The 26,920-nt window shown below is 59.3% G+C and carries 2 protein-coding genes and 3 pseudogenes; 2 read left to right on the forward strand and 3 right to left on the reverse strand.

The window, feature by feature from the left end; translation table 11 throughout:
* The first annotated feature begins 389 nt into the window (after window positions 1–389).
* Window positions 390–1,944: pseudogene (locus tag B2D37_RS08435) on the forward strand (IS3 family transposase).
* A 50-nt stretch (window positions 1,945–1,994) separates the two neighbouring features.
* On the opposite strand, the pseudogene B2D37_RS08440 reads toward B2D37_RS08435, so the two are convergent.
* A pseudogene (locus tag B2D37_RS08440) lies at window positions 1,995–2,171 on the reverse strand (HU family DNA-binding protein); the annotation flags it as partial.
* A 421-nt stretch (window positions 2,172–2,592) separates the two neighbouring features.
* Entirely contained in the window at window positions 2,593–13,002 is a 10,410-nt protein-coding gene (locus B2D37_RS08445; protein WP_079202276.1) for a peroxidase family protein, read from the reverse strand.
* Window positions 13,003–13,752: 750 nt separating this feature from the next.
* On the opposite strand from B2D37_RS08445, the gene B2D37_RS08450 reads away from it, so the two are divergent.
* A protein-coding gene (locus tag B2D37_RS08450) for an IS3 family transposase (RefSeq protein ID WP_154067063.1) occupies window positions 13,753–15,308 on the forward strand; the annotation gives its coding sequence in 2 pieces (ribosomal slippage) (window positions 13,753–14,215 and window positions 14,215–15,308; 1,557 coding nt in all).
* Window positions 15,309–15,631: 323 nt separating this feature from the next.
* On the opposite strand, the pseudogene B2D37_RS08455 reads toward B2D37_RS08450, so the two are convergent.
* Window positions 15,632–25,947: pseudogene (locus B2D37_RS08455) on the reverse strand (peroxidase family protein).
* Window positions 25,948–26,920: the final 973 nt, after the last annotated feature.

Consider the following 26,920-nt stretch of genomic DNA (forward strand, 5'->3'; position numbering starts at 1 on the left):
TACGCCGGTCGAATGCTAGGCAAGAGCTGAATTGCATAGCCCCGCTACCTGATAGCGGCAGTTTGCCATGCATCCCCTGTGATTCCCATCCTAAATTCTAGTGAATGCTGCCCAAGCGCATGCCCCTTTGCCTGATCGTGCGCGGAGGGCTGCATCGAAATAACGACTCAATCAGTCGGCACATTGCGCGCAACGGTGAGTGAACGGAATGCGCAGGAGCCAGCTTTCTGGCGATGCTTTGTACTCTCTGCGTGGCAACCCCGACCAAGACGCACTAAGTCCGTCGAACGATCAAATGGCGGTGTTTGATGTAGCCCCCGGTGTCAGGCTAGTTGTCGCCTCAGTGGATTTATCAAAACGATAGATTGGGGGCGTCAAAGAGAGCTGCAATGTCGAGCTATTCACCTGAGCGTAAAGCTGCCCTGCTGAACAAGTTACTCCCGCCACTAAACCACTCCGTAGCTGAGCTCGCGCGCCAAGAAAGCGTCCCCGAAGCGACGCTGTATGCTTGGCGTACCAAGCTCAAAGCAGGAGGCGCAGTAGTGCCTGGAGACAAAACCAAAGCCGATAACTGGCCCGCTGAAGCCAAGTTCGCGGCGGTGCTGCATGCGGCCACCTTGAGCGAGATCGAGCTCAGCGAATACTGTCGCAGCAAGGGTTTGTACCCTGAGCAAATCAGCGCATGGCGCCAAGCCTGCATCAGTGGCCAGCTGTCGGCCCAAGCGCAGCGTCAAGCCGATCGGGATCAGGCGCGTGCCGACAAGAAGCGCATAGCCGCACTGGAGCGCGAGCTGCGGCGCAAAGACAAGGCACTGGCTGAAACCGCCGCGATCTTGGTGCTGCGAAAAAAGATGAATGCCTTCTGGGGAAACGACAACGAGGACGTTTGACCTCGCTGCCAGAACGGCAACAACTCGTTGAACGGTTTAACCATGCCGTCGCTTCTGGTGCGCGCAAGGCGGTGGCCTGCGCAGAGATCGGACTGTCGCTGCGCAGCCTGCAACGCTGGGCGCTGACGCCGGTGATGCTGGCCGATGTGCGCACCACCACGGTACGGCCACAGCCGCCGAACGCCCTGAGTGAGGACGAGCGCTGCACCATCCTGGCAGTGTGCAACAGCGCGCCATTCGCCAGCTTGCCGCCTAGCCAGATCGTGCCACGGCTGGCCGACCAAGGCCGTTACCTGGCCTCAGAGGCGACCTTCTACCGCGTCCTCAAGGCCGCCAATCAGCAACATCGCCGCGGCGGTCGCAGCCATGCGCCGCACAAGCACGCGGCGCCGACCACGCACAGTGCAACGAAGAGCAATCAGGTCTGGTCATGGGACATCACCTACCTGCCATCGCCGGTGCGCGGAAAGTATTACTACCTGTATTTGATCGAGGATATCTACAGCCGCAAGGGCGTGGGCTGGGAGGTTTACGAGCAAGAAAGCGGCAAACTGGCGGCCGAACTGATGCAGCGCACCGTGCTGGCCGAGCGCTGCGTGGGTCAGCCCTTGGTGCTGCACTCGGACAACGGTGCGCCGATGAAATCGGTGGCGCTGCTGAGTAAACTCTACGATCTCGGCATCACTCCATCGCGTGGACGACCCGAGTAAGCAACGACAATCCCTACTCGGAATCGCTGTTTCGAACCCTGAAATACTGCCCGCAATGGCCCAAGGATGGCTTTACAGATTTGGATGCAGCACGCAGCTGGGTGCGCGACTTTATCCGCTGGTACAACCATGAGCACCGCCACAGCCGTATCCGCTTCGTAACCCCGGCACAGCGTCATCGCGGCGAGGATCAAGAGGTGCTGGCCAAGCGCCACGCGCTGTACCAGCAAGCCCGCCATCAGCACCCGCATCGCTGGTCAGGCAACACTCGAAATTGGCAGCCTATCGGGGCTGTCACACTCAACCCAGAGAGACTGCAACCGGCACTGAGAATAGCGGCATAAGAAACACGGCTGACGCGACAACTACCTTGCAAAACGCCGGTAGGCATTGGCTACTCGTCTTCGTTGACCCTATCACGTAGCTCTTTACCCTGCTTGAAATGCGGTACAAATTTGCCATCGAGGCGAGTCGAATCACCGGTTTTCAGGTTACGTCCAACACGCGGCGCGCGGTAGTGCAGAGAAAAACTGCCGAAGCCGGGGATTTCAATACGGTCACCCGTTGCCAAGATGTACCCTCTGATCTTATAGGGTCTGGAAGACGGCATGAAGCTCCTGTCCAAGTAGGCGTTTACCGGCAATAGCCAGCGCTACTGCCTCCTGCCGTCATCCGGCTAAGGGCAGTGTTTTGGCTATGCCCCAGTTAACTTGCAGAAAAATGCTCAAACAAGCCCACAGTCCGTAGGAGCAGCTTTAGCCGCGAAACTTTGTCAGTGTTCCAACGATTTTCGCGGAGAAAGGACTTGGCGCCCCAGCACCGACAGGCTCTAGGCTCTGCTGAACGTTTTTCTGCAACCGTACAATCCAGCGAGTGTCAGACCCAAGCGCACATAAAAATACGGTGTACCGCCTTACCTGGCCATACACCGTATCGAACCTGAAACTTGCCCTCAGCTACTGCTCATGGCTGAAGACAAGCACCACACTAGCTCACGCCAACTGGAAGTCGGCGATGGTCACCGTGGTGTGATTGGTGACACCAACCAATGTAATGCTGCCTCCGTCAGCTCCGTTGATCGTGACCAAGGTATCGGCCCCAGCATCGGTAATCGCTACTCGGCTGGCGAAGGTAGCGCCGTTCAGGTTAAAGGCCGCGATATTCAGCAGATCCTGTCCACCGACCGGATTGGCATCGAAGTCCATAATTCGGTCGTTGCCGAAGTTCGGCCCGAATACGAAGATGTCGTTGCCACCACCACCAATAAGCATGTCGTTGCCTGCTCCTCCATTGAGGCGATCATTTCCGGTACTGCCCTGAATGATGTTGTCCAGCGCATTACCCGTGCCAGTGAACGACTCCGTGCCGTAGTACCACAGGTTCTCCACATTCGCGCCCAGCGTGTAGCTGCTCAGCGTGGTTCTTACTTGGTCGAGCCCCTCGCCGGCCCGTTCAATCACAATGTCGCCAGTATCATCGACCCAGTAGATGTCGTCACCCGCACCGCCGACCATCCTATCGGCACCCGCACGACCATTGAGCCGATCATCACCAGCACCGCTGATCATGATGTTGTCCAGCGCATTACCCGAACCGGTGAACGACTCCATGCCGTAGTACCACAGGTTTTCCACATTGGGCGCAAGGGTATAGCTGGTCAGCGTGGTTCTTACTTGGTCGAGCCCCTCGCCGGCCCGTTCAATCACAATGTCGCCAGCATCATCGACCCAGTAGATGTCGTCACCCGCACCGCCGACCATCCGATCGGCACCCGCACGACCATTGAGCCGATCATCACCAGCACCGCTGATCATGATGTTGTCCAGCGCATTACCCGAACCGGTGAACGACTCCGTGCCGTAGTACCACAGGTTCTCCACATTGGGCGCAAGGGTATAGCTGGTCAGCGTGGTTCTTACTTGGTCGAGCCCCTCGCCGGCCTGTTCAATCACAATGTCGCCAGCATCATCGACCCAGTAGATGTCGTCACCCGCACCGCCGACCATCCGATCGGCACCCGCACGACCATTGAGCCGATCATCACCAGCACCGCTGATCATGATGTTGTCCAGCTCATTACCCGAACCGGTGAACGACTCCGTGCCGTAGTACCACAGGTTCTCCACATTCGCGCCCAGCGTGTAGCTGGTTAACGTCGTCCTCACCTGGTCAATGCCCTCTCCGGTAAGCTCAATCACCTGGTCGCCTACATGGTCGACCCAGTAAATGTCGTCACCGACGCCACCGACCATGGTATCGGCGCCCGCACCGCCATTGAGCCGATCATTACCCTCCCCACCACCCAGAAGGTCATTCCCACCCAACCCATTCAGCGTGTCATTACCGCCCAGCCCCTGGATCTCATCGGCGAACGCCGTACCGTTCAGCACATCGTTCCCTGCTGTACCTACTATTAGGTTCAGTACAGTCGACGTCGCCACCGAGGTCACGGTCTCCAACGTACCGAAGTCATCGGTGTAGGTGACCCTGACCCGCAGTTGCTGCCCGGCCAGTGCCAAAGTTGGAGTGAAGGTCGCGGTGGTCGCCCCGGCGATGTTGCTGAAGACGCCACCATTACCCGATTGCCACTGGAACGACAGCACCGGGTTGGCCGGGCCATCTGGGTCGGTGAAGGCTCGAGTAGCGGTCAGCAGCTGGCCGACATTTGGGGTGGTGTCACTGATCAGCATGGTGCCAACCGGCGCGTCGTTGACCTGAATCGGTGAGACCGGGTCGGTCACTGCCGAGAACACGGTCTCCAGCACACCGTTGGCGTCTTTGTAGATAGCCTTGACCCGCAGTTGTAGCCCTGAGACATCTGCGGTCACGCGGAAGGTCTTGCCAACCGCAGTCTCCAAACCAACCCCTGTTTCTGTTGTGATGTTTTCGAATAGGCCTGTGCCGGTGAAATCGGCCTGCCAGTAGTAACTCACAGGTCCGGTAACCCTACCGAGGCCTGGATTGTCGGCATCGGTTACGCCCTCGACCCCTGCGCTCAGCAGCGAGCCTACTTCCGGCGTGTTGTCGTTGATTGACACCAGGCCTACGGCTTCGTTGTTCAAGCCGGCAACCAGCACTGCTGATTGATCGTTGAACTGCAAGCGCTCGATGCCGCTGAGTTGGTCGACGCCGTCGGTTCCGACGTTGTCGATAACCGTGTAGTTACCATTACCTCTATCGATGATGGTGTAGTTCGCCATGAGTCCAGAATACGCAGCCGTGTCGAAGTTGAATCCGCCGGACCCCGGCAGGATTTCACGGACGATCTGCAGTTGCCCTGGGTTATAGAAGCCGCTGAGCATCAGCGGAATCATAGGCCGCATGCTGTCGTAGGTGGCGATTTCCGGACCGGTCGGCAAACCATTGGCGTCGACGCCGGCGCGTACGCTGATGCGCACGTTGAGCCACTTGTCGCCGTCGATGATGTCGTCACCCGCCCGGCCTTCGATGATGTCGCTGCCATCGCCACCGAGAATAATGTTGCCAGCACCGAAGGAAGTCACGGGGTTGATGCCATCGCCGATGGCGTTATCGAGCAGGGCCTGCAGGCCGTTGATCAGGGCGATATTGGTCAACACGCTGCCCTGCGCACCGGCTGTCGCGATCACCGCTGCGTCGGCATCATCACCTTGCAGGATGTCGCTGTGCTTCGAGCCCGACAGACCTTCCACTTCCTTGAAGCGCGCCAGGATGCCGGCCGCTACCGGACCCGGTGCCGCGTTGGCGGCGCGGACATTAAGGTCAATGTTCACCCCGGTCAGGTCGTCCTTGAAGGTGGCCCAGTCGAAGCCGGAGGCGCCGATGTATTTGTCACCTGGGCCAGCGCTGCCGACCATGATGTCGTCACCGCCCTCGCCGTTCATGATGTCTGGACCACCGCTGCCGATGTAGACGTCATTACCGACCACCAGATCCAGCCCGAGCGGGTCGAAGTTGTCGCCAGGGCTGCCATCCAGGTGTCCGCCCTCGAGCCAATCGTCACCTTCGTTACCGGCGTTCTGCTCGTCGGCGTTGCTGCCGAGGATGAAGTCGTTGCCTGGGCCGCCGAAGGATTCGGTGCTGTCCTCACCGTTGATGATGAAGTCCTGACCGAAGCCGCCGAGGATCAGGTTGACGCCGTTACCGCCGTGAATGACGTCGTTGCCACCATCGCCCTGAATGTTATCGTCGCCGCCGCGGTCAGTGATGATGTCGTCGCCATCGCCGCCACGGATCATGTCGTTGCCGTCACCGCCCTCAAGGCGGTCGTTGCCGGCGTCGCCCCAGATGGTGTCGTCGCCGATACCGCCGATCAGGGTGTCATTGCCGTCGGTACCGCCGAGCACCACATGCTCACCACCGGTGTAGTGCAGGTAGTTGGCATCCGGACCTGCGGTGTTGGGGTTGTCGCGCATCACGTCGCCGAGCGGGTCGGCATTACCCAGCCCAGCATTGAACTGTTTGCTCTGATCGGCCTCGAGAATAAACCCCGGAGTCAGGAAGATCAGGCCCGGCAGATGAGTAGCGTTGGTGTTGTTCATCACCATCTTGGCGAATGAATTGTTCTCCAGTTCGGTGACGAAGTTCAGCCCAGCGGCACGATCCAGGTAGTAGAAACGGTCGCCGTTCTGCAGCGCCTCCAACTGGGTCTCGAAGACGAAGTTGAAGGTCGAGCCGAGCATGCCGCCGAACGGCATGATGGCTTCGGCCAGGCCGCCAATCCAGAAGTCGATGGCATCGACGCCGGTAGTGGTCACGCCGTTTGCCAGGTTGGCATAGGCGCCCACACTGTTGAGGAAGTCCAGGCGATCACCGGCAATCAGATCCGCATCAAAGGTCCGCTGTTCCGCAGTCCCTTCATTAATGATGGCCGTGCCGCCCAAAACGAGTGCGGTCGCCACCGCACGCATTTCAACCAGCGTATTGACGTCAGCCGCGAGCAACTCGGCATGGGTGCCGTAGGCGGCGATAAAATTGATCACCGACGCTGGATGCTTGAGGTTCTGCAGCAGATCGACCCAACTGGTGTACGGCTTCAGTTGGCTGTCGCCAGTCATGTTGTAGAACTCGCGGCGCGCCGCGTTGAATGACGGGATGCCGGTATCACGACCACGGGCGATGTTGATCACGGCCAGATCGAGCGGCAGGCCCAGCACGTTATTGCGCAAGGCTTCGGTGACGAACTCATCGATAGCGTTACCGGTCTGACGGGTCATGCCGCGCGCGAGCGCGCCGGCGGCTTCATCCGGGGTAGGACCGCTGGCAGCGAACGCCAGTGGGTTGAGGAAGGCGGCAATCAGGCCGATCTCGCTGCTGACGAAGTTCGGGTCCAGGCGGTCGATGGTTTCGGTCAGCATGGAGTGACCGAAGCGATACACGGTATGCGCGAACTCGGCGACGATCGAGGCGTCGATGTCGGCGTCGTAGCCCTGGGTCGGACCGGTGAAGAGGTCGATTTGCGGCTGCATGGTGCGCGCGAATTCCTCGAACACAAGGTGCTGGTACTGCATCTCGGTACTGAACTTGCCAACTTGGAACAACCGCTCGCCGTTCCACACCAGTGCGTCGATCGCCGCTTGGCCAACCGGTAGCGTAGTGATTGGGGTGCGCAGCCACTCGTTGATGAAGGCCACATCGTTGCTCGCCAGCACCACGTCCTTGGTGTGGGCGACCATCCGGTTATGCTCGGAGTGGAAGATGTGGTGCACCGCAGTCAGGCCGATGTTCTCGTTGACCCGGCCGTCACCGGCGATGTAGTGCGCATCGAGCAGTTCGTTGTCGTAGGTGCCGGCCGGTTGCGGCAGGAAGCCGCCGGCGCCATCTGGAACGGGACCGGCAACATCGTCGGCATCGGCCGTGAGTGCTGCGCCAGTCTGCCCATTCACCGGTACCGCGTTATGGGCGATATCGATGAGGAACTGGTGACCGGTACTCACCGCAAAGGAAGCGTTGACCGGCGCCGCAGGGTTACCTTCGGCGAGGCCGGCGAAGAGGCCTCCCAGATCCAATGGGCCGCCCACGTGCTCAGGCTTGAGCACTATCATTGGGAAACCATTCGGCCCCTTGAGGAAGTTGCCGTACTGATCGGTGGCCAGCAGCGGGATATCGAACACATCGCCATCGGTCAGGTTGATGCCCAGGATGTCGCGCGCCTGGGCCTTGACCACCGCCCAGGTGGCCATGCCACCGATTTCATTGTCGTCTGCGTTGCCGAAGATGCCATCACCCAAATCCCGGTTGGTGATCAAACGTCCGCTGGAGACCGGCCCGCCTGGAGTTACGTCATAGGCCCTCAGGAATACCTGTTGCGAGGGATGCGAGCCATAGGTCTGGTTCTGGTCGACGAATGGCGAGGTGGTGTTCGCTGCTTCGTGCGTGGTGTCATCAGCGTTGCCAAGAATGCCATCGGCACCCGGACCGTTTACCTGGGTAGCACGGGTCAATACCATGAAGTTCGGTGCCCCAGGGGCCGGATTAAACAGCGGGTCATCCGGCTGCAGCGGGATAAACACAGTGCCATTGCCGCCCTTGGTCACCAGATCCAAGCCATGGTCGAAGAACTGGCCGAAGAAGGTCATCCACGAGTTGAACGGCGCGGACAGGCCCTCGTCCGGCGCCACGTTGGGCAGGAAGAACACCTCTTTATCGTCGGCGGTGCCGAAAATACCATCCAGGCCGGGGCTCAGCACAGTGGCCGAACCCTGGGCCAGCGCTGCCGCTGCCGCGGCTACCGCCGCCGGGTTGTTGGCGGTCTGATCGACGATCAGGTTGCTGATGATGCGCGGCTGGGAGTCCTGTACGAAGCCGCTGGTCTGGTTATACGACGTAGGCGTTACGCCATCACCGCCCATAGTGGGAGACAAGGGCTCCGCCTCGTTGAACACCGGATCCAGCAAACGCGGGAATACCGTGTCCGCCGCGCCAAACTGGCTCTGCCCGGCGTACAGGTTATTGAGTTCCCCCGTCACCGTGCGCAGGCCGAGTGGCGAACGCTCGTGCGGCAGCAGGGATAGCAAGTCCGCGCCTGCTGCGTGCTGCTCGGCAATCTTGATCGAATCGAGGATGAACTGCAGATCCGAGCGGATCAGGTGCATGCCCGGGCTAGTAGTGCTCGACTCGATCGGTAGAGGAGCCACAAGGCCGGGCGCAACACCGACGAGTACATCGGCGGTAGGTGCCGAGAAGACATTTTCCAGTACGCCATGCTGGTCTTGATAGATCGCTCTGACCCGCAGGTTCAACCCTTCCAGATCGGGGGTCACTCTGAACGTCTGACCGACTACCGGCAAACCGCCAGGGCCGACGATGTCTTCGAAGAAGCCATCACCAGGCACCAGTTCAACCTGCCAGTAATAGCTGACCCGACCCCTGATAGCACCAGCCGAGTCTGTGTTATCACCATCGGTCACACCGGCAATCGAGGCGGTGAGCGCCTGGCCAGACGTAGGTGTGCCGATGATTTGCACCAAGCCTCCTGGAGCCCAGTTGCCGAACTGCTGGGTCCCCGCGACTTCCGCGACAAAGTTACCCGTGCCTGGGTCGCGGACCAAGGCGCCATCGCCGAACTGCAGACGCTCGATATTGGTCAGACGATCGGTACCGTCGCCATCGATAAAAGTATCTGCGACGGTAACGGAACCGTCCGCATTAACCGTTATGTCGTAATCAAGGACATTGCCAGTGAACATGGCGGTGTCGTAGCCGCCCGCACCGTCCATCAATTCACGGACTATCACCAGTTGGCCGGGGTTGTAGGTGCCGTTGAGCATGAGCGGGACCATTGGCTTCATGCTGTTGAAGCTGGCAATTTCTGGGCCGCTGCCATCGATGTTGGCCCGCACGCTGATGCGCACATTCAGCCACTTGTCGCCGTCGATCAGGTCATCGCCGCCACGACCTTCAATAATGTCGCTGCCATCGCCGCCGAGGATAATGTTGCCGGCGCCGAACTGATCGTCGGCAGTACCCAAAATGCCATCCGGGCCAGCAGCAGCAGTGCCGAGGAAGGCTCGCAGGCCCGTGATCAGGTCAATATGATTGTTGGTCAGCACGCTGCCGTAGGCACCGGCGGTGGCAATCACTGCCGCGTCGGCATGATCGCCACGCAGGTAGTCGGCGAAAGCAGAGCCGGACAAACCTTCCACTTGGGCATATTTGGTGGTGACTGCGGCAAGCGCCGCGGCAATCGGCGTTTCATTGAAGGCATTAGCTAAGAAGTCAACGTTCACGCCGAAGCGGCTGTCCTTGAAGGTGGCCCAGTCGAAACCGGACATGCCCTTCATTTTGTCCGGGCCAGCACTGCCGACCATGATGTCGTCACCGCCCTCGCCGATCATCTCGTCGAAGCCGCCGTCACCGAGGAACACGTCGTGACCGATCACCGAATCGGTTCCAAATGGGTCGAAGTTGTCGCCAGGCGCACCATCCTGGGAGCCAATCTCGATCCAGTCGTCGCCTTCGTTACCGGCCATCTGCACGTTCATCTTGCTGCCAAGAATGAAGTCGTTGCCTTCCCCACCTATCACCTCGGAGCTGTCCTCACCGGTGACGATAAAGTCGTTACCACGGCCACCGATGATCAGGTTCGCACCTTGACCGCCGTGGATCACGTCGTTGCCGTCGCCGCCTTTGATCAGATCGTCACCGCCCATGTCGGTGATGATATCGTCGCCGGCGCCGCCCTGGATTTCATCGTTGCCGTGACCACCCTCGAGACGGTCATTGCCGGCATCGCCATACAGGGTGTCGTCGCCGATGCCGCCAATGAGAATATCGTTGCCGGCGGTGCCGCCGAGCACCACATGCTCACCACCGGTGTAGCGCAGGTAGTTGCTGTCCAGCCCAGCGGTCGCCGGGTTATCGCGAATCACCCACGGCATCAGCGGGTGGCCGCTGTCGGGGTCGGCGCTACCCAGTCCAGCATTGAACTGCTTGGTTTGATCGACCTCGAGAATCAGACCAGGAGTGAGGAACAACTGACCTGGCAGGTGGGTGGCATCAGTGTTGCGCATCACCAGTTCGGCGAAGGAATTCTGCTCCAGCTCATGGACGAAATTCAGTCCCGCCAAACGGTGCAGATAGTAGAAGCGGTCGCCATTCTGCAGCGCCTCAAGCTGGGTCTCGAAGACGAAGTTGAAGGTCGAACCGAGCATGCCGCCGAACGGCATTTTCGCCTCGGCCAGGCCACCGATCCAGAAGTCGATAGCATCGAGACCCGTGGTGGTCACACCATTAGCGCCGCTGGTCCAGGCACCGGTGCTATTGAGGAAATCGAAACGGTCGGCCGGGGCGCCAGCGCCACCGAGCACGATAGCCGAGGCCGCCGCACGCTTACCGTCCAGTGTGGTTTCGGCGGTGATAGTCGAGTGGGTGCCGTAGGCGGCGATGAAGTTAATCAGCGATTCTGGATGTTTGATGTTCAGTACGAAATCGCCCCAACTGGTGTAGGGCTTCAGTTGTGCGTCACCCGTACCGGCATAGAACTCACGACGCGCCGCATTCAAGGACGGCACACCGGTATCTCGGCCACGGGCGATGTTGATCGCGGCGAGATCGAGCGGTAAACCCAGGACATTATTGCGCAGGGCCTCGGTGACGAATTCGTCGATTTCGTTAGCGACTTGACGGGTCAAACCGCGGATGATCGCGCCAGCCGCCTGATCGGGAGTGGGGCCGCTGGCGGCAAACTCCAACGGATTGAGGAAGGCGGCGATCAGGCCGATCTCGCTGGAGACGAAATTCGGGTCCAGCCGGTCGATGGTTTCGAGCAACATCGAGTGACCGAAACGGTAAACCGTGTGCGCGAACTCGGCGACGATCGACGGATTGATGGTGTCATCGAAGTCAATGAATGCATCGACTTGCGGTTGAATGGTGCGCGCAAACTCCTCGAATACGATGTGCTGATACTGCATCTCGGTGCCGAGCTTGGCGGCCTGGAACAGCCGCTCACCATTCCACACGAGGGTGGATAGATTGGCAGGCACGGCAGCTACAGGCGTCAACAGCCATTGGTTGAGAAAGGCCAGGTCACCTGAGCCGAGAATCACGCCCTTGGTTTGCTCAACCAGGCGGTTGTGCTCGGAGTGGAAGATGTGGTGCACGGTGGTCAGGCCGATGTTCTCGTTAACCCGGCCATCGCCTGCGATGTAATGCGAGTCGAGCAGTTCGTTGTCGTAGAAGCCTGCACCGACTGCCCCGCCGGCAACGGTGTCTGCATCAGGCGTAAGCATGTTGCCTGCCTGATTCACCGGCACCGCGTTATGGGCGATGTCAATCAGGAACTGGTGGCCAGTGCGCACGGCGTTGGTCAGGTCGACTGGAGCCAGCGGAGTACCTTCAACCAGCGTGGTGCCGTCGTCAGCATCGCCGAGGATGCCGTTGGGCCCAGGGGTACGTATCACTACCTGCGCATAACCGTTCGGCCCTTTGATGAAATTGCCGTATTGATCGGTAGCCAGCAGCGGCACGTTGTCAAAATCGGCGTCGGTCAGGTTAATACCGAGAAGGTCACGGGCTTGCGCCTTGACCACCTTCCAGGTGGCCATGCCACCGATTTCCACATCGTCGGCAGTGCCGAACTTGCCATCGGCGCCGAGATCGCGGTTGGTGATCAACTTGCCAGTCGCGACCGGCTTGCCTTCAGCGTTGACCGCATAGGCGCGCAAAAACACCTGTTGCGAGGCATGCGAACCATAAGTCTGGTTCTGGTCGACGAACGGCGAGGTGGTGTTTTCATGCTCCACGGTATCGTCGGCCGTGCCGAGAATCCCATCCGCACCAGGCCCGGCCACCTGAGTGGCCCGGGTGAGCACCATGAAGTTGGTCGGGCTGCCCGGCACATACAGCGGATCATCCGGCTGCAGCTGCATGAACACCGTGCCATTGCCGCCCTTGGTGACCAGGTCGAGACCATGATCGAAGAACTGGCCGAAAAAGGTCATCCACTGGTTGAACGGCGCAGAGAGCCCCTCGTCCGGGGCAATGTTCGGAATAAGGAAAACATCCTTGTCGTCGGCATTTCCAAAAATGCCATCCAGCCCAGGGCTAGTAACGGTCGAAGCGCCGTCATTACCGGCAGCTGCGGCTACTGCCGCCGGGTTATTGGCGGTCTGATCGACGATCAGGTTGCTGATGATGCGCGGCTGCGAGTCGAACACCAGTCCGCTGGTCTGGGTATAAGAGGTGCCGCCCTCCGCAGCATTGAATATCGGGGTGAGCAGCCGAGGAAATAAAGTGTCGGCTGCGCCGAAATCCGTACGCCCGTCAATCAGGTTATTGAATGAGCCATCGACGGTGCGCAGCCCAAAACCCACCTCGGTATTAGGCAGCAAATCGATAAGGGGGGTGCCTGCAGCATGAGCTTCGGCGATCAGAATCTGCTGAAGGATGAACTCGAGGTCGGATTTAATGAAGTTGGCCATGATTACTTCCTCAATGCTGACTGCAACCGGTCTAAATTCAGGCTGCAAGAAATCCACTCCGCTTTTTTGCGCAGAGACTGAAAACTCAGTTATTTCAGGTGATGCCCTCAGCCACACCGCGCTCAATGATTCGCGGTCTTCTGTGGTCAGCTATCGAGGACGATGTCCCTGGGATGCTCTAGCCGCTCAGGCGGAGCTTTATCGCAGGTGGGGAGGCGGTCCACGGAGGTGGGCCGACAAAACGAACTTGAGGCGTACCGCCATCATGTAGGCGAGCTTGGCTCTGTCCACGGTGTTACTCCTGAGTCGTGCGTTAGCAAAACCGGATGACGGCGCCTCTCACCTTCGCCCTGCATCCGTTAAATCAATCACGCTCCCTTCACAGCTTTTTAACGCTCCTTTAACACTCTCTAGAAAAGTTCCATACCGAGTTTCTGTCAAGGACTCGACACCAAATAATATAAAAACACACAGGCCCATTATTTTATTGTTTTTAATAGCTTTTTTATAAAATAACCATATTTATCCAGTGTGCATCAACGAGTCGACTAACCTCCAAACAGCGTCCGTTACCCGTTTACCGGGCGACTGCTCGGACCGGAAGACCTGAACAGCAGCTATATTCCGAACCGCAGACACTGGGAGAGGCTCACCCTTGTAGCAAGGACGAGACAGCCCCCGGTGTCAGGCTAGTTGTCGCCTCAGTGGATTTATCAAAACGATAGATTGGGGGCGTCAAAGAGAGCTGCAATGTCGAGCTATTCACCTGAGCGTAAAGCTGCCCTGCTGAACAAGTTACTCCCGCCACTAAACCACTCCGTAGCTGAGCTCGCGCGCCAAGAAAGCGTCCCCGAAGCGACGCTGTATGCTTGGCGTACCAAGCTCAAAGCAGGAGGCGCAGTAGTGCCTGGAGACAAAACCAAAGCCGATAACTGGCCCGCTGAAGCCAAGTTCGCGGCGGTGCTGCATGCGGCCACCTTGAGCGAGATCGAGCTCAGCGAATACTGTCGCAGCAAGGGTTTGTACCCTGAGCAAATCAGCGCATGGCGCCAAGCCTGCATCAGTGGCCAGCTGTCGGCCCAAGCGCAGCGTCAAGCCGATCGGGATCAGGCGCGTGCCGACAAGAAGCGCATAGCCGCACTGGAGCGCGAGCTGCGGCGCAAAGACAAGGCACTGGCTGAAACCGCCGCGATCTTGGTGCTGCGAAAAAAGATGAATGCCTTCTGGGGAAACGACAACGAGGACGTTTGACCTCGCTGCCAGAACGGCAACAACTCGTTGAACGGTTTAACCATGCCGTCGCTTCTGGTGCGCGCAAGGCGGTGGCCTGCGCAGAGATCGGACTGTCGCTGCGCAGCCTGCAACGCTGGGCGCTGACGCCGGTGATGCTGGCCGATGTGCGCACCACCACGGTACGGCCACAGCCGCCGAACGCCCTGAGTGAGGACGAGCGCTGCACCATCCTGGCAGTGTGCAACAGCGCGCCATTCGCCAGCTTGCCGCCTAGCCAGATCGTGCCACGGCTGGCCGACCAAGGCCGTTACCTGGCCTCAGAGGCGACCTTCTACCGCGTCCTCAAGGCCGCCAATCAGCAACATCGCCGCGGCGGTCGCAGCCATGCGCCGCACAAGCACGCGGCGCCGACCACGCACAGTGCAACGAAGAGCAATCAGGTCTGGTCATGGGACATCACCTACCTGCCATCGCCGGTGCGCGGAAAGTATTACTACCTGTATTTGATCGAGGATATCTACAGCCGCAAGGGCGTGGGCTGGGAGGTTTACGAGCAAGAAAGCGGCAAACTGGCGGCCGAACTGATGCAGCGCACCGTGCTGGCCGAGCGCTGCGTGGGTCAGCCCTTGGTGCTGCACTCGGACAACGGTGCGCCGATGAAATCGGTGGCGCTGCTGAGTAAACTCTACGATCTCGGCATCACTCCATCGCGTGGACGACCCCGAGTAAGCAACGACAATCCCTACTCGGAATCGCTGTTTCGAACCCTGAAATACTGCCCGCAATGGCCCAAGGATGGCTTTACAGATTTGGATGCAGCACGCAGCTGGGTGCGCGACTTTATCCGCTGGTACAACCATGAGCACCGCCACAGCCGTATCCGCTTCGTAACCCCGGCACAGCGTCATCGCGGCGAGGATCAAGAGGTGCTGGCCAAGCGCCACGCGCTGTACCAGCAAGCCCGCCATCAGCACCCGCATCGCTGGTCAGGCAACACTCGAAATTGGCAGCCTATCGGGGCTGTCACACTCAACCCAGAGAGACTGCAACCGGCACTGAGAATAGCGGCATAAGAAACACGGCTGACGCGACAACTACCTTGCAAAACGCCGACAGTTCGCTCGTACTCCGGCGTTTGGAGCTTAGGAAGGGTTGGCCGACAGCCGCATGAGCCAAATCAGAAACGACGACACAGCCATCACAGCAAAGCAGTTGAGACCTAACTCACAGCAGCAAACTCTGCAGGTTAACCTTGCTTAATCACGCCATCGACTACTTGCCAAGCTGTATCTCAGCGGAATTTCACAGACGTGGAATACTCACCCTGAAAAAGCGGAATGCGGCCTTGCGCCGCATTCCGTATCTACTTGTGGCTAGTTCTGCTCTGGCAGCCTCCTCACACCGCCAGGATAAAGTCTGCTTGGGTGATGGTGGTTGCATCGTTGATGCCCACCAAGCGGATACTATCCGCTCCGATAGTAACCAGCGTGTCCGCCCCGACATCGGCGATGGTCACACTGGCGGCGAAGGTGGCCGCGGTCACGCCCAGTGCAGCTATATTCAGCAGATCCTGTCCACCGACCGGATTGGCATCGAAGTCCATAATTCGGTCGTTGCCGAAGTTCGGCCCGAATACGAAGATGTCGTTGCCACCACCACCAATAAGCATGTCGTTGCCTGCTCCTCCATTGAGGCGATCATTTCCGGTACTGCCCTGAATGATGTTGTCCAGCGCATTACCCGTGCCAGTGAACGACTCCGTGCCGTAGTACCACAGGTTCTCCACATTCGCGCCCAGCGTGTAGCTGCTCAGCGTGGTTCTTACTTGGTCGAGCCCCTCGCCGGCCCGTTCAATCACAATGTCGCCAGTATCATCGACCCAGTAGATGTCGTCACCCGCACCGCCGACCATCCTATCGGCACCCGCACGACCATTGAGCCGATCATCACCAGCACCGCTGATCATGATGTTGTCCAGCGCATTACCCGAACCGGTGAACGACTCCATGCCGTAGTACCACAGGTTTTCCACATTGGGCGCAAGGGTATAGCTGGTCAGCGTGGTTCTTACTTGGTCGAGCCCCTCGCCGGCCCGTTCAATCACAATGTCGCCAGCATCATCGACCCAGTAGATGTCGTCACCCGCACCGCCGACCATCCGATCGGCACCCGCACGACCATTGAGCCGATCATCACCAGCACCGCTGATCATGATGTTGTCCAGCGCATTACCCGAACCGGTGAACGACTCCGTGCCGTAGTACCACAGGTTCTCCACATTGGGCGCAAGGGTATAGCTGGTCAGCGTGGTTCTTACTTGGTCGAGCCCCTCGCCGGCCTGTTCAATCACAATGTCGCCAGCATCATCGACCCAGTAGATGTCGTCACCCGCACCGCCGACCATCCGATCGGCACCCGCACGACCATTGAGCCGATCATCACCAGCACCGCTGATCATGATGTTGTCCAGCTCATTACCCGAACCGGTGAACGACTCCGTGCCGTAGTACCACAGGTTCTCCACATTCGCGCCCAGCGTGTAGCTGGTTAACGTCGTCCTCACCTGGTCAATGCCCTCTCCGGTAAGCTCAATCACCTGGTCGCCTACATGGTCGACCCAGTAAATGTCGTCACCGACGCCACCGACCATGGTATCGGCGCCCGCACCGCCATTGAGCCGATCATTACCCTCCCCACCATCCAGAAGGTCATTCCCACCCAACCCATTCAGCGTGTCATTACCGCCCAGCCCCTGGATCTCATCGGCGAACGCCGTACCGTTCAGCACATCGTTCCCTGCTGTACCTACTATTAGGTTCAGTACAGTCGACGTCGCCACCGAGGTCACGGTCTCCAACGTACCGAAGTCATCGGTGTAGGTGACCCTGACCCGCAGTTGCTGCCCGGCCAGTGCCAAGGTTGGAGTGAAGGTCGCGGTGGTCGCCCCGGCGATGTTGGCGAAGACGCCACCGTTACCCGACTGCCATTGGAACGACAGCACCGGGTTCACCGGACCATCCGGATCGGTGAAGGCCTTGATGGCGGTGAGCAACTGACCGACATTTGGGGTGGTGTCGCTGATCAGCATGGTGCCGATCGGCGCGTCGTTGACCTGAATCGGAGAAACCGGAGCCGTCACTGCCGAGAACACGGTTTCCAGTACACCGTGTGCGTCCTGGTAAATGGCCTTGACCCGTAGTTGCAGTCCGGCGAGGTCTCCGGTTACCCGGTAGGTCGGCCCGGACATACGTGTCACCTGCCCCAGGACGATGACGGTGATGTCTTCAAAGACACCGGTGCCGCGGTCGACCTGCCAGAAGTAACTCACCGGCCCAGTGACCCGACCGATACCCGGGTTGTCGGCGTCGGTCACACTCACCACATTGGCCGCCAGCAAGGAACCGACTTCCGGGGTGCTGTCGTTGATCGTAGCCAACCCCACGGGTTCTGCGTTCAGGCCATCGACCAGCACAACCGACTGGTCGTTGAACTGCAAGCGTTCGATACCGCGCAGGGTGTCGGTGCCATCCAGGCCGACGTTATCGATGACCGTGTAGGTGCCGTTGGCATTTTCGACAATCGTGTAGTTCGCCAGCGGGCCGGTGAACATCGCGGTGTCGAAGTTGAAGCCGCCGGAACCGGGCAGGATTTCTCGGACGATCTGCAGTTGTCCCGGGTTGTATGTCCTGTTCATCATGAACGGGATCAACGGAACCATGCTGTCATAGGAAGCGATCTCAGGTCCTGTTGGCAGGCCATTGGCGTCGACGCCGGCGCGCACGCTGATGCGTACGTTGAGCCACTTGTCGCCATCGATCAGATCGTTGCCGCCGCGACCTTCGATGATGTCGCTGCCGTCGCCGCCGAGGAGGATGTTGCCGCCGTCGAAGAAGGTCTGACCGGCGCCCAGCATATTGTCGAGGAACGCCTGTAGGCCATTGATCAGGCCGATATTGGTCAGCACGCTGCCGTAGGCACCGGCCGCGGCGAGTGTGGTCGGGGTGGAATTATCACCATGCAGGATGTCGCCGTACGCCGAGCCCGACAGCCCTTCCATCAGTTGGAAGCGGGTCAGAATCGAACCACTACTCCCCGGTACCGGTACTTGATCGAAGAGGATATTGTCCATATCGACCTCGACACCACCCAGCGCATTCTTGAAGGTGGCCCAGTCGTAACCGGAGCCGCCAATGAAACGATCACCCTCGCCAGCACTGCCGACCATGATGTCGTCGCCGCCTTCGCCATTGAACTTGTCGGGGCCAGCGTCGCCGATGAACACATCGTTACCGATTACATTGTCCCGCCCGAACGGGTCGAAGTTGTCGCCCGGCGAACCGTCGGCGGTGCCGCCCTCTAGCCAGTCGTCGCCTTCGTTACCCATATCCTGCTCGTTGGCGCGACTGCCGAGGATGAAGTCATTACCTCCGCCGCCTGAGGCTTCTGATGCGTCCTCGCCGGTGATGATGAAGTCCTGACCAAAGCCGCCGAAGATCAGATTGATGCCGGGGCCACCCTGAATTACATCGTTGCCGTCGTCGCCGTGGATGACATCATCGCCGCCAATGTCGGTGATGATGTCGTCACCACTGCCACCGAACAGCATGTCATTGCCGAAGCCACCTTCAATCCAATCATTGCCCGCGTCACCATAGACAGTGTCATCGTCGCTGGAGCCGGCGATCAGAATGTCATCGCCGGCCGTACCGCCCAGCACCACGGTGGCGCTGCCGGTGTAGCGCAGGTAATTCGAATCAGGGCCAGGCGTCGCCGGGTTGTCACGGATTACCAGCGGGATGAGCGGGTTGCTGCCCACTGGATCGGCATTGCCCAGACCCGCGTTGAACTGCTTGCTCTGGTCGACCTCAAGAATCAACTCAGGGGTCAAGAACACCAATCCAGAGAGGTGGGTCGCCGTGGTGTTGGCCATGATCAACCTGGCGAACGAGTTGTTCTCCAGCTCGGTGCCGAAGTTGAGTCCGGCGGTGCGGTTCAGGTAGTAGAAGCGGTCACCGTCCTGCAGCTTCTCGAGTTGGTTCTCGAACACGAAGTTGAAGGTCGAACCGAGCAGCCCGCCAAACGGCTGCTGCTTCTCGGCCAGGCCGCCGATCCAGAAGTCGATGGCATCGACACCGGTGGTGGTGACCCCCGCTACGTTGGCATAGATGCCCGCACTGTTGAGGAAGGCCATGCGGTCGGCATCATCGGCGGTGAAGGTGCGCTCGGTACCGCCCACCCCTCCGGCGTTGATCACCGCGCTGCCACCCATCACCAGTGCGGTCGCCACCGCGCGCATTTCGACCATGGTGTCTACATCGGCCGCGAGCAACTCGGCATGGGTGCCGTAGGCGGCGATAAAGTTGATCACCGACTCGGCATGCTTGAGGTGCTGCAGCAGATCGACCCAACTGGTGTAAGGCTTCAGTTGAGCGTCGCCGGTTGCGGCGTAGAACTCCCGGCGTACCGCGTTGAACGATGGGATGCCGGTATCGCGACCGCGGGCAATATTGATCGCAGCCAAGTCGAGCGGTAGACCGACCAGGTTGTTACGCAAGGCATCGGTGACGAACTCGTCGATTTCGTTGCCGACCTGACGGGTCACACCACGGACAATGGCGCCAGCAGCCTCATCGGGGCTTAGCCCGTTCGGGGCAAACTCCAATGGGTTGAGGAAGGCCGCGATCAAGCCGATCTCGCTGGAGGCGAAGTTCGGATCGAGTCGATCGATGGTTTCAAGCATCATCGAGTGGCCGAAGCGATACACCGTATGCGCAAACTCGGCGACGATCGAGGCATCGATTGCAGTGTCATACACCTGATTAGGCGCGAAGAACGGGTCGACGAGCGGCGAGATCTTGCGCGCGAACTCTTCGAACACCAGGTGCTGGTACTGCATTTCGGTGCCGAATTTCGCCGCCTGGAACAGCCGTTCGCCGTTCCATTGCAGGGCATCGATCTGCGCCTGCGAGGCCGGCAGTGAGACCGGCGCAGTACCTGGCAGCAACCACTCGGCGAGGAAGGTCAAATCATTCTGGGCGAGTACGATTTCCTTGGTCTGATCAATCAGCCGATTGTGCTCGGAGTGGAAGATATGGTGCACGGCGGTCAGACCGATGTTCTCGTTGACCCGGCCGTCGCCAGCGATGTAATGCGCGTCGAGCAGTTCGTTGTCGTAGGTGCCCGGCTCAGACAAGCCCACCGCACTGTCACTGTCCGGCGCCAAAACCCCGCCAACGAACACCGGCACCGCATTGTGGGCGATGTCGACCAGGAACTGGTGACCGGTGCGCACCGCATTACTGAGGTCTATCGGCGCCAGCGGATTTCCTTCCACCAGGAAGTCATCGGCGGTCCCGGCAATGCCGTCGGCGCCCTTCATTACCACCTGCGGGAAACCATTGGCTCCCTTGATGAAGTTGCCATACGCATCGGTGGCGAGCAGTGGAATGTTGTCGACGTCGGCATCGGTCAGGTTGATGCCGAGAATGTCGCGTGCTTGCGCCTTGACCACCTTCCAGGTGGCCATGCCGCCGATCACGCTATCGTCGGCGGTGCCAAACTGGCCGTCGGCGCCAAGGTCGCGATTGACGATCAGCTTGCCGGTGGCGACCGGCTTACCAGCTGCATTCGCCTCATAGGCGCGCAGGAACACCTGCTGTGAGGAATGCGAACCGTAGGTCTGGTTCTGGTCGACGAACGGCGAGTCGGTGTTGCTGTGCTCGTGAATGTCGTCGGCGGTACCCAGGATGCCATCCGGCCCCGGCAGGTTGGTGGCGCGGGTCAGTACCATGAAGTTGGTCGGGCTGCCCAGCACATACAGCGGATCGTCCGGTTGCAACGGGATGAACACCGTGCCGCTTCCACCTTTAGTCACCAGGTCCAGACCGTGGTCGAAGAACTGGCCGAAGAAGGTCATCCATTGGTTGAACGGAGCGGTAAAGCCCGCATCCGGTGTCACGTTGGGGATGAAGTTGACCAGGGTGTCATCGGCGGTACCGAATATGCCATCCAGGCCGGGGCTGACGACGACCTGCGAGCCCGGATTGGCTGCCGCTGCGGCGAGCGCCGCCGGGTTATTGGCGGTCTGGTCGACGATCAGGTTGCTGATGGTGCGCGGCTGCGAGTCGAACACCAAGCCACTGTTCTGGCTGTAGGAGGTGCCTGATTCCGCCGCATTGAATACCGGATTGACCAGGCGCGGAAACACCGTATCCGCTGCACCGAAACCGCTTTGCTTGGCCACCAGGTTATTGAAGGAGCCATCAACCGTGCGCAAGCCATAGGGTACTTCGATGTTCGGCAGCAGGGTAAGCAGGTCTTCGCCGGCGGCTTGCCGCTCCGAAATACGGATCTGATCGAGAATGAAATCGAGGTCAGAGCGAATGAAATGCACGCCGGCACCACCGCTAAAGACCTCAGTAACAACAGGCGCGGGTGCCGGCGCAGGAGTAGGCGCGTCGAGAACCGCCGCGGTCGGCGCCGAGAAGGCCTGTTCCAGCACGCCGTGGCCATCGGTGTAGACCGCCCTGACGCGCAGCGCGAAACCGGTGAGATCCGCTGTCACCTTGAAGGTCGGACCCGTCACGCTGAGGAAGCCGCCACCGAAGGCCGATTTGATGTCTTCATAGATACCGCTACCCGGTACTGCTTCAAACTGCCAGACGTAGGAGATACCGCCGGTGATCGTTCCGCCCGGATTGCCAGCAATAATATTGTCGCCATCACTGACGCCGGCAGCCGACACCCGCAACAGCTGCCCCTTGGCTGGAGTGTTGTCCACGGTATTAGTGGCGGCATCGAGGATGGTCAACTGCCCCACCGGCTCGGCGTTGAGGCCCGGAGTCAGCACCAGCGCCTGATCGTTGAACTGAATCCGTTCGATATTGCGCAGCGTGTCGACGCCGTCGCCATTGATCAGGGTGTCTGCAACGGTATAGGTACCGTTGGCGTTTTGCGTGACGATGTACTCCGACATCAAGCCGGTATACACCGCCGTGTCGAACCCCCCTGATCCCGCGAGGAGCTCACGGACGATGACCAGTTGCCCGGGGTTGTAGGTGCCATTGAGCATAAGCGGGACCATCGGCACCATGCTGGTATAGCTGGCAATTTCGGCCCCGCTACCGTCGATATTGGCCCGCACGCTGATGCGCACACTCAGCGACTTGTCGCCGTCGATCAGGTCGTCGCCGCCCCGACCTTCAATGATGTCGCTGCCATCGCCGCCCAGCAGGATGTTGCCGGCGCCGAACGAGGTTTGCCCGGCACCGAGCATGCTGTCGAGAAACGCCTGCATGCCGTCGATCAGGGCGATGTTGGTCATCACGCTGCCATAGGCACCGGCGGTGGCGATAAAGTTCGCGTCGGCATTGTCGCCAATCAATACGTCGTTGAACTTCGAGCCCGAGAGCCCTTCGATCTGTTCAAAGCGATCCAGGACAGAAGCGTTCGACGCCGGCAGCGCCGGTACATTGACGAAGCGGAAATTCATGTCGGCGAACACGCCGGTTGTATCGCTCTGATAGGTGACCCAGTCGAAACCGGACATGCCGCCATAGCGATCCTCGCCCTGACTGCCGACCATGATGTCGTCACCGCCCTCGCCGATAAATTCGTCGAAGCCACCACCGCCAATAAACACGTCGTTGCCAATGACCTGATCGCGGGCGAACGGATCGAAGTTATCGCCGGGCGCACCGTCCTGGCTGCCGATCTCGATCCAGTCGTCGCCTTCATTACCGGCCATCTGCCCGTTGACCTTGGCACCGAGGATGAAGTCATTACCGGGCCACCGAACACCTCGGAGATGTCTTCGCCGGTGACGATAAAGTCATTGCCGGCACCACCGAAAATCAGGTTGAGGCCATTGCCGGCATGGATGACGTCGTTGCCATCGTCGCCGTGAATCACATCGTCGCCGCCGATATCGGTAATGATGTCGTCGCCGTCGCCACCACGCAGTATGTCGTTGCCGTAACCACCTTCGAGGCGGTCATTGCCGGCGTCGCCATAGAGGGTATCGTCGTCGCTGTCGCCAGCGATCAGAATGTCATCGCCAGCCGTACCGCCGAGCACCACAGTGGCGCTGCCGGTGTAGTGCAGGTAATTCGAGTCAGGCCCCGGTGTGTTGGGGTTATCGCGAATCACCAACGGCATCAGCAAATTGCCGTTTGACGGATCGGCGCTGCCCAGCCCCGCATTGAACTGCTTGCTCTGATCGACCTCAAGGATGAAGTCCGGGGTCAGGAAGATGTTGCCCGGCAGATGCCTGGCGGTGGTATTGAGCATCACCAACTGAGCAAAGGAGTTGTTCTCCAGCTCGGTGCCGAAATTGAGCCCCGCAGTGCGCGACAGGTAATAGAAGCGGTCGCCGTTCTGCAAGGCCTCCAGCTGAGTCTCGAAGACGAAGTTGAAGGTCGAACCGAGCAACCCGCCGAATGGCATCTGCTGCTCGGCCAGACCACCGATCCAGAAATCCACCGCATCCAGACCGGTGATGGTGACACCACCAGGTCCGCTGGCCCAAACCCCGGTGCTATTGAGGAAGTCGAGCCGATCTGCCGGTGCACCGGCGCCGCCGAGCACGATGGCGGTGGCAGCGGCACGCTTGCCGTCGAGCGTGGTCGCCGAGGTAATGCTCGCGTGGGTGCCGTAGGCGGCGATGAAGTTGATCAGGGATTCCGGGTGTTTCATGTGCATCACGAAATCGGCCCAGCTGGTATAGGGTGTCAGCTGGCTGTCGTGGGTCATGTCGTAAAAAGTCTTGCGCGCCGCGTTCAGTGATGGGATGCCGGTGTCACGGCCGCGGGCCAGGTTAATCGCGGCCAGGTCGAGTGGCAGGCCAACCAGGTTGTTACGCAAGGCCTCGGTGACGAACTCATCGATCTCGTTGCCGACCTGGCGGGTCACGCCACGCACAATGGCGCCGGCAGCCTCGTCAGGAGTCGGGCCACTATTGGCAAACTCCAGCGGGTTGAGAAAGGCCGCAATCAGGCCGATCTCGCTTGAGGCGAAGTTCGGATCGAGGCGATCGATGGTCTCCAGCATCATCGAGTGGCCGAAGCGATACACCGTATGGGCGAACTCGGCAACGATCGACGGATCGACCTGGGTGTCGTAGCCATTCGGCGCGAGGAATATATCGATCTGCGGCGAGATGGTCCGGGCAAACTCCTCGAACACCAGGTGCTGATACTGCATTTCGGTGCCGAACTTGGCCGCCGCGAACAACCGTTCACCGTTCCACTGCAGTGCATTGATCTCGGCCTGGGTCGTCGGCAGTGCAACCACTGGCGCCAGCAGCCACTGATTGAGAAAAGCCAGGTCATTCGACTGCAGCGCCACGCTCTTGCTCACCTCGACCAGCCGATTGTGCTCGGAGTGGAAGACGTGATGCACAGAGGTCAGGCCGATATTCTCGTTTACCCGGCCATCGCCAGCGATGTAATGGGCGTCGAGCAATTCATTGTCGTAGAAACCTGCGGCTACCGGCCCGCCGGCTACGCTGTCGGCATCCGGTGTAAGCATGTTGCCGTTCTGACCCACCGGCACGGCGTTGTGGGCGATGTCGATGAGGAACTGGTGGCCAGTGCGCACGGCATTGGTCAGATCGACTGGAGCCAGTGGATTGCCTTCAACCAGCGTGGTGCCGTCGTCGGCATCGCCGAGGATGCCGTTGGGCCCAGGGGTACGGATCACCACCTGCGCATAACCGTTTGGCCCTTTGATGAAATTGCCGTATTGATCGGTGGCGAGCAGCGGAATGTTGTCGAAGTCGGCGTCGGTCAGGTTGATGCCGAGCAGGTCACGGGCTTGCGCCTTGACCACCTTCCAAGTCGCCATGCCACCTATTTCAGTGTCGTCGGCAGTACCGAACTTGCCATCGGCACCCAGGTCGCGATTGGTGATCAGCTTGCCAGTGGCCACCGGCGCACCGGAACTGTTGAGTTGATAGGCGCGTAGAAATACCTGTTGCGAGGAATGCGAGCCGTAAGTCTGGTTCTGATCGACAAAGGGCGAAGTAGTGTTGGCCTGCTCGTGGATGTCATCGGCAGTGCCCAGGATGCCATCCGGGCCGGGCAAATTGGTGGCCCGTGTGAGCACCATGAAGTTGGTCGGGCTACCCGGTACGTAAAGCGGGTCATCCGGCTGCAGCGGCATGAATACGGTGCCACTGCCACCTTTGGTTACCAAGTCGAGACCGTGGTCGAAGAACTGGCCGAAGAAGGTCATCCACTGGTTGAACGGCGCGGTCAGGCCGAAGTCCGGCTTGATGTTCGGGATAAAGAAGACATCGGTATCGTCGGGGGTGCCAAATACGCCATCCAAGCCGGGACTGACAACAGTGGTGCCCCCAGGATTACCCGCCGCGGCCGCAACCGCCGCCGGGTTATTGGCGGTCTGGTCGACGATCAGGTTGCTGATGATGCGCGGCTGTGAGTCGATCACCAAACCACTGGTCTGGCTGTAGGAGGTCCCCGCCTCCGCCGGATTGAATACTGGCGGGGTCAGGCGCGGAAAAATCGTGTCGGCGGCGCCGTAGCCGCTCTGCCCGGTCAAGAGATTGTTGTAGGTCCCGTCGATGGTGCGCAGGCCCCAGGGCACTTGTACGTTCGGCAGTAAATCGAGGAGATCCCCACCAGCAGCATGCGCTTCGGAAATGAGGATCTGCTGAAGAATGAACTCAAGATCGGACTTGATGAAGGTGGCCATGGCTGTTACCTCAATGCTCAAAGCGCGGAAGCGCAAAAACAGAAAGCCACGGACGTGCATCGACCTCGCAAAGGCGTGGCTCAGCGTTGCAATTCAGAAAATGGCTAATGCCAGGGATAGGACCAAACGCTCTCTACACCGATAGCCTGTGCTGATCAGCGCCCAACATGATTTGGCTTTATCCCATCAACGCCGAAACAAGGTTCGGCGTTGAGCCTCAGGCATAGGGTGGTCCACGGAGTTGTGGATCGAAGAAATGCCCTAGCAATGAAAGCTGTGCTTTCAGGTGACGCGAAACACTGTTCATAGTGTGTCTCTTCCGTCGGTGGCTGACATAAGCCACTGCGCCCTCTCCTGCGCAATATGCTTCGTCAGCAATCACTCACGCCTAGACTAAAGTCCGGGAAGTGGACCATGTCAATATATCGCCAATAAATATTTGTTTACCCATTTAGATATCGCATGTAATTGATTTACATCAACAATATTAAAAACAAAATTAATGACAAAAAATAACAAATTCTTCACATTTAACTAACGAATTTTTCACAATTAACTAACGAACTCTTCACATTTAATCAGCTGGATGTGCAATTTTCCTGCTGCGGCGCCTCGCTTAGTTACACTCCGCTTCCGCGGCCGCCTTGGTTTATGGCTTATGTTGAAGTCCACTATTTAGCGTTACCGATTCGACGTATCTGCCGGCCAGGCGTTATGCAACCTGATAATCAGCAGTATCAGCAGTAAATAGAAAGCACACACCTGGCTGACGGCGCCATTGCTACTGACAGGCCAGCGGGTACGCACTAGGGAAGTGTGTGAGGAGAGGTGCGCGGCCACCGTACTAGGGACCACCAGCTCATAAAAGGAGGGCACTGCAGATCTTTGCCGACAGCTCAGCGCGTTAGCAAAGGGGCATCAGAAGCGGAAATATCGATAGCTAACCAGGGAAAGACCGAGAACATCAGCACAT

It is taken from the genome of Pseudomonas sp. CC6-YY-74 (assembly GCF_002025205.1).
Lineage (GTDB): Bacteria > Pseudomonadota > Gammaproteobacteria > Pseudomonadales > Pseudomonadaceae > Aquipseudomonas > Aquipseudomonas paeninsulae.

What these genes read in the sequence shown, in the direction of transcription:
- B2D37_RS08445 (WP_079202276.1), bottom strand. Translation starts at nt 13,002, where the DNA reads ATGGCCAACTTCATTAAATCCGACCTCGAGTTCATCCTTCAGCAGATT.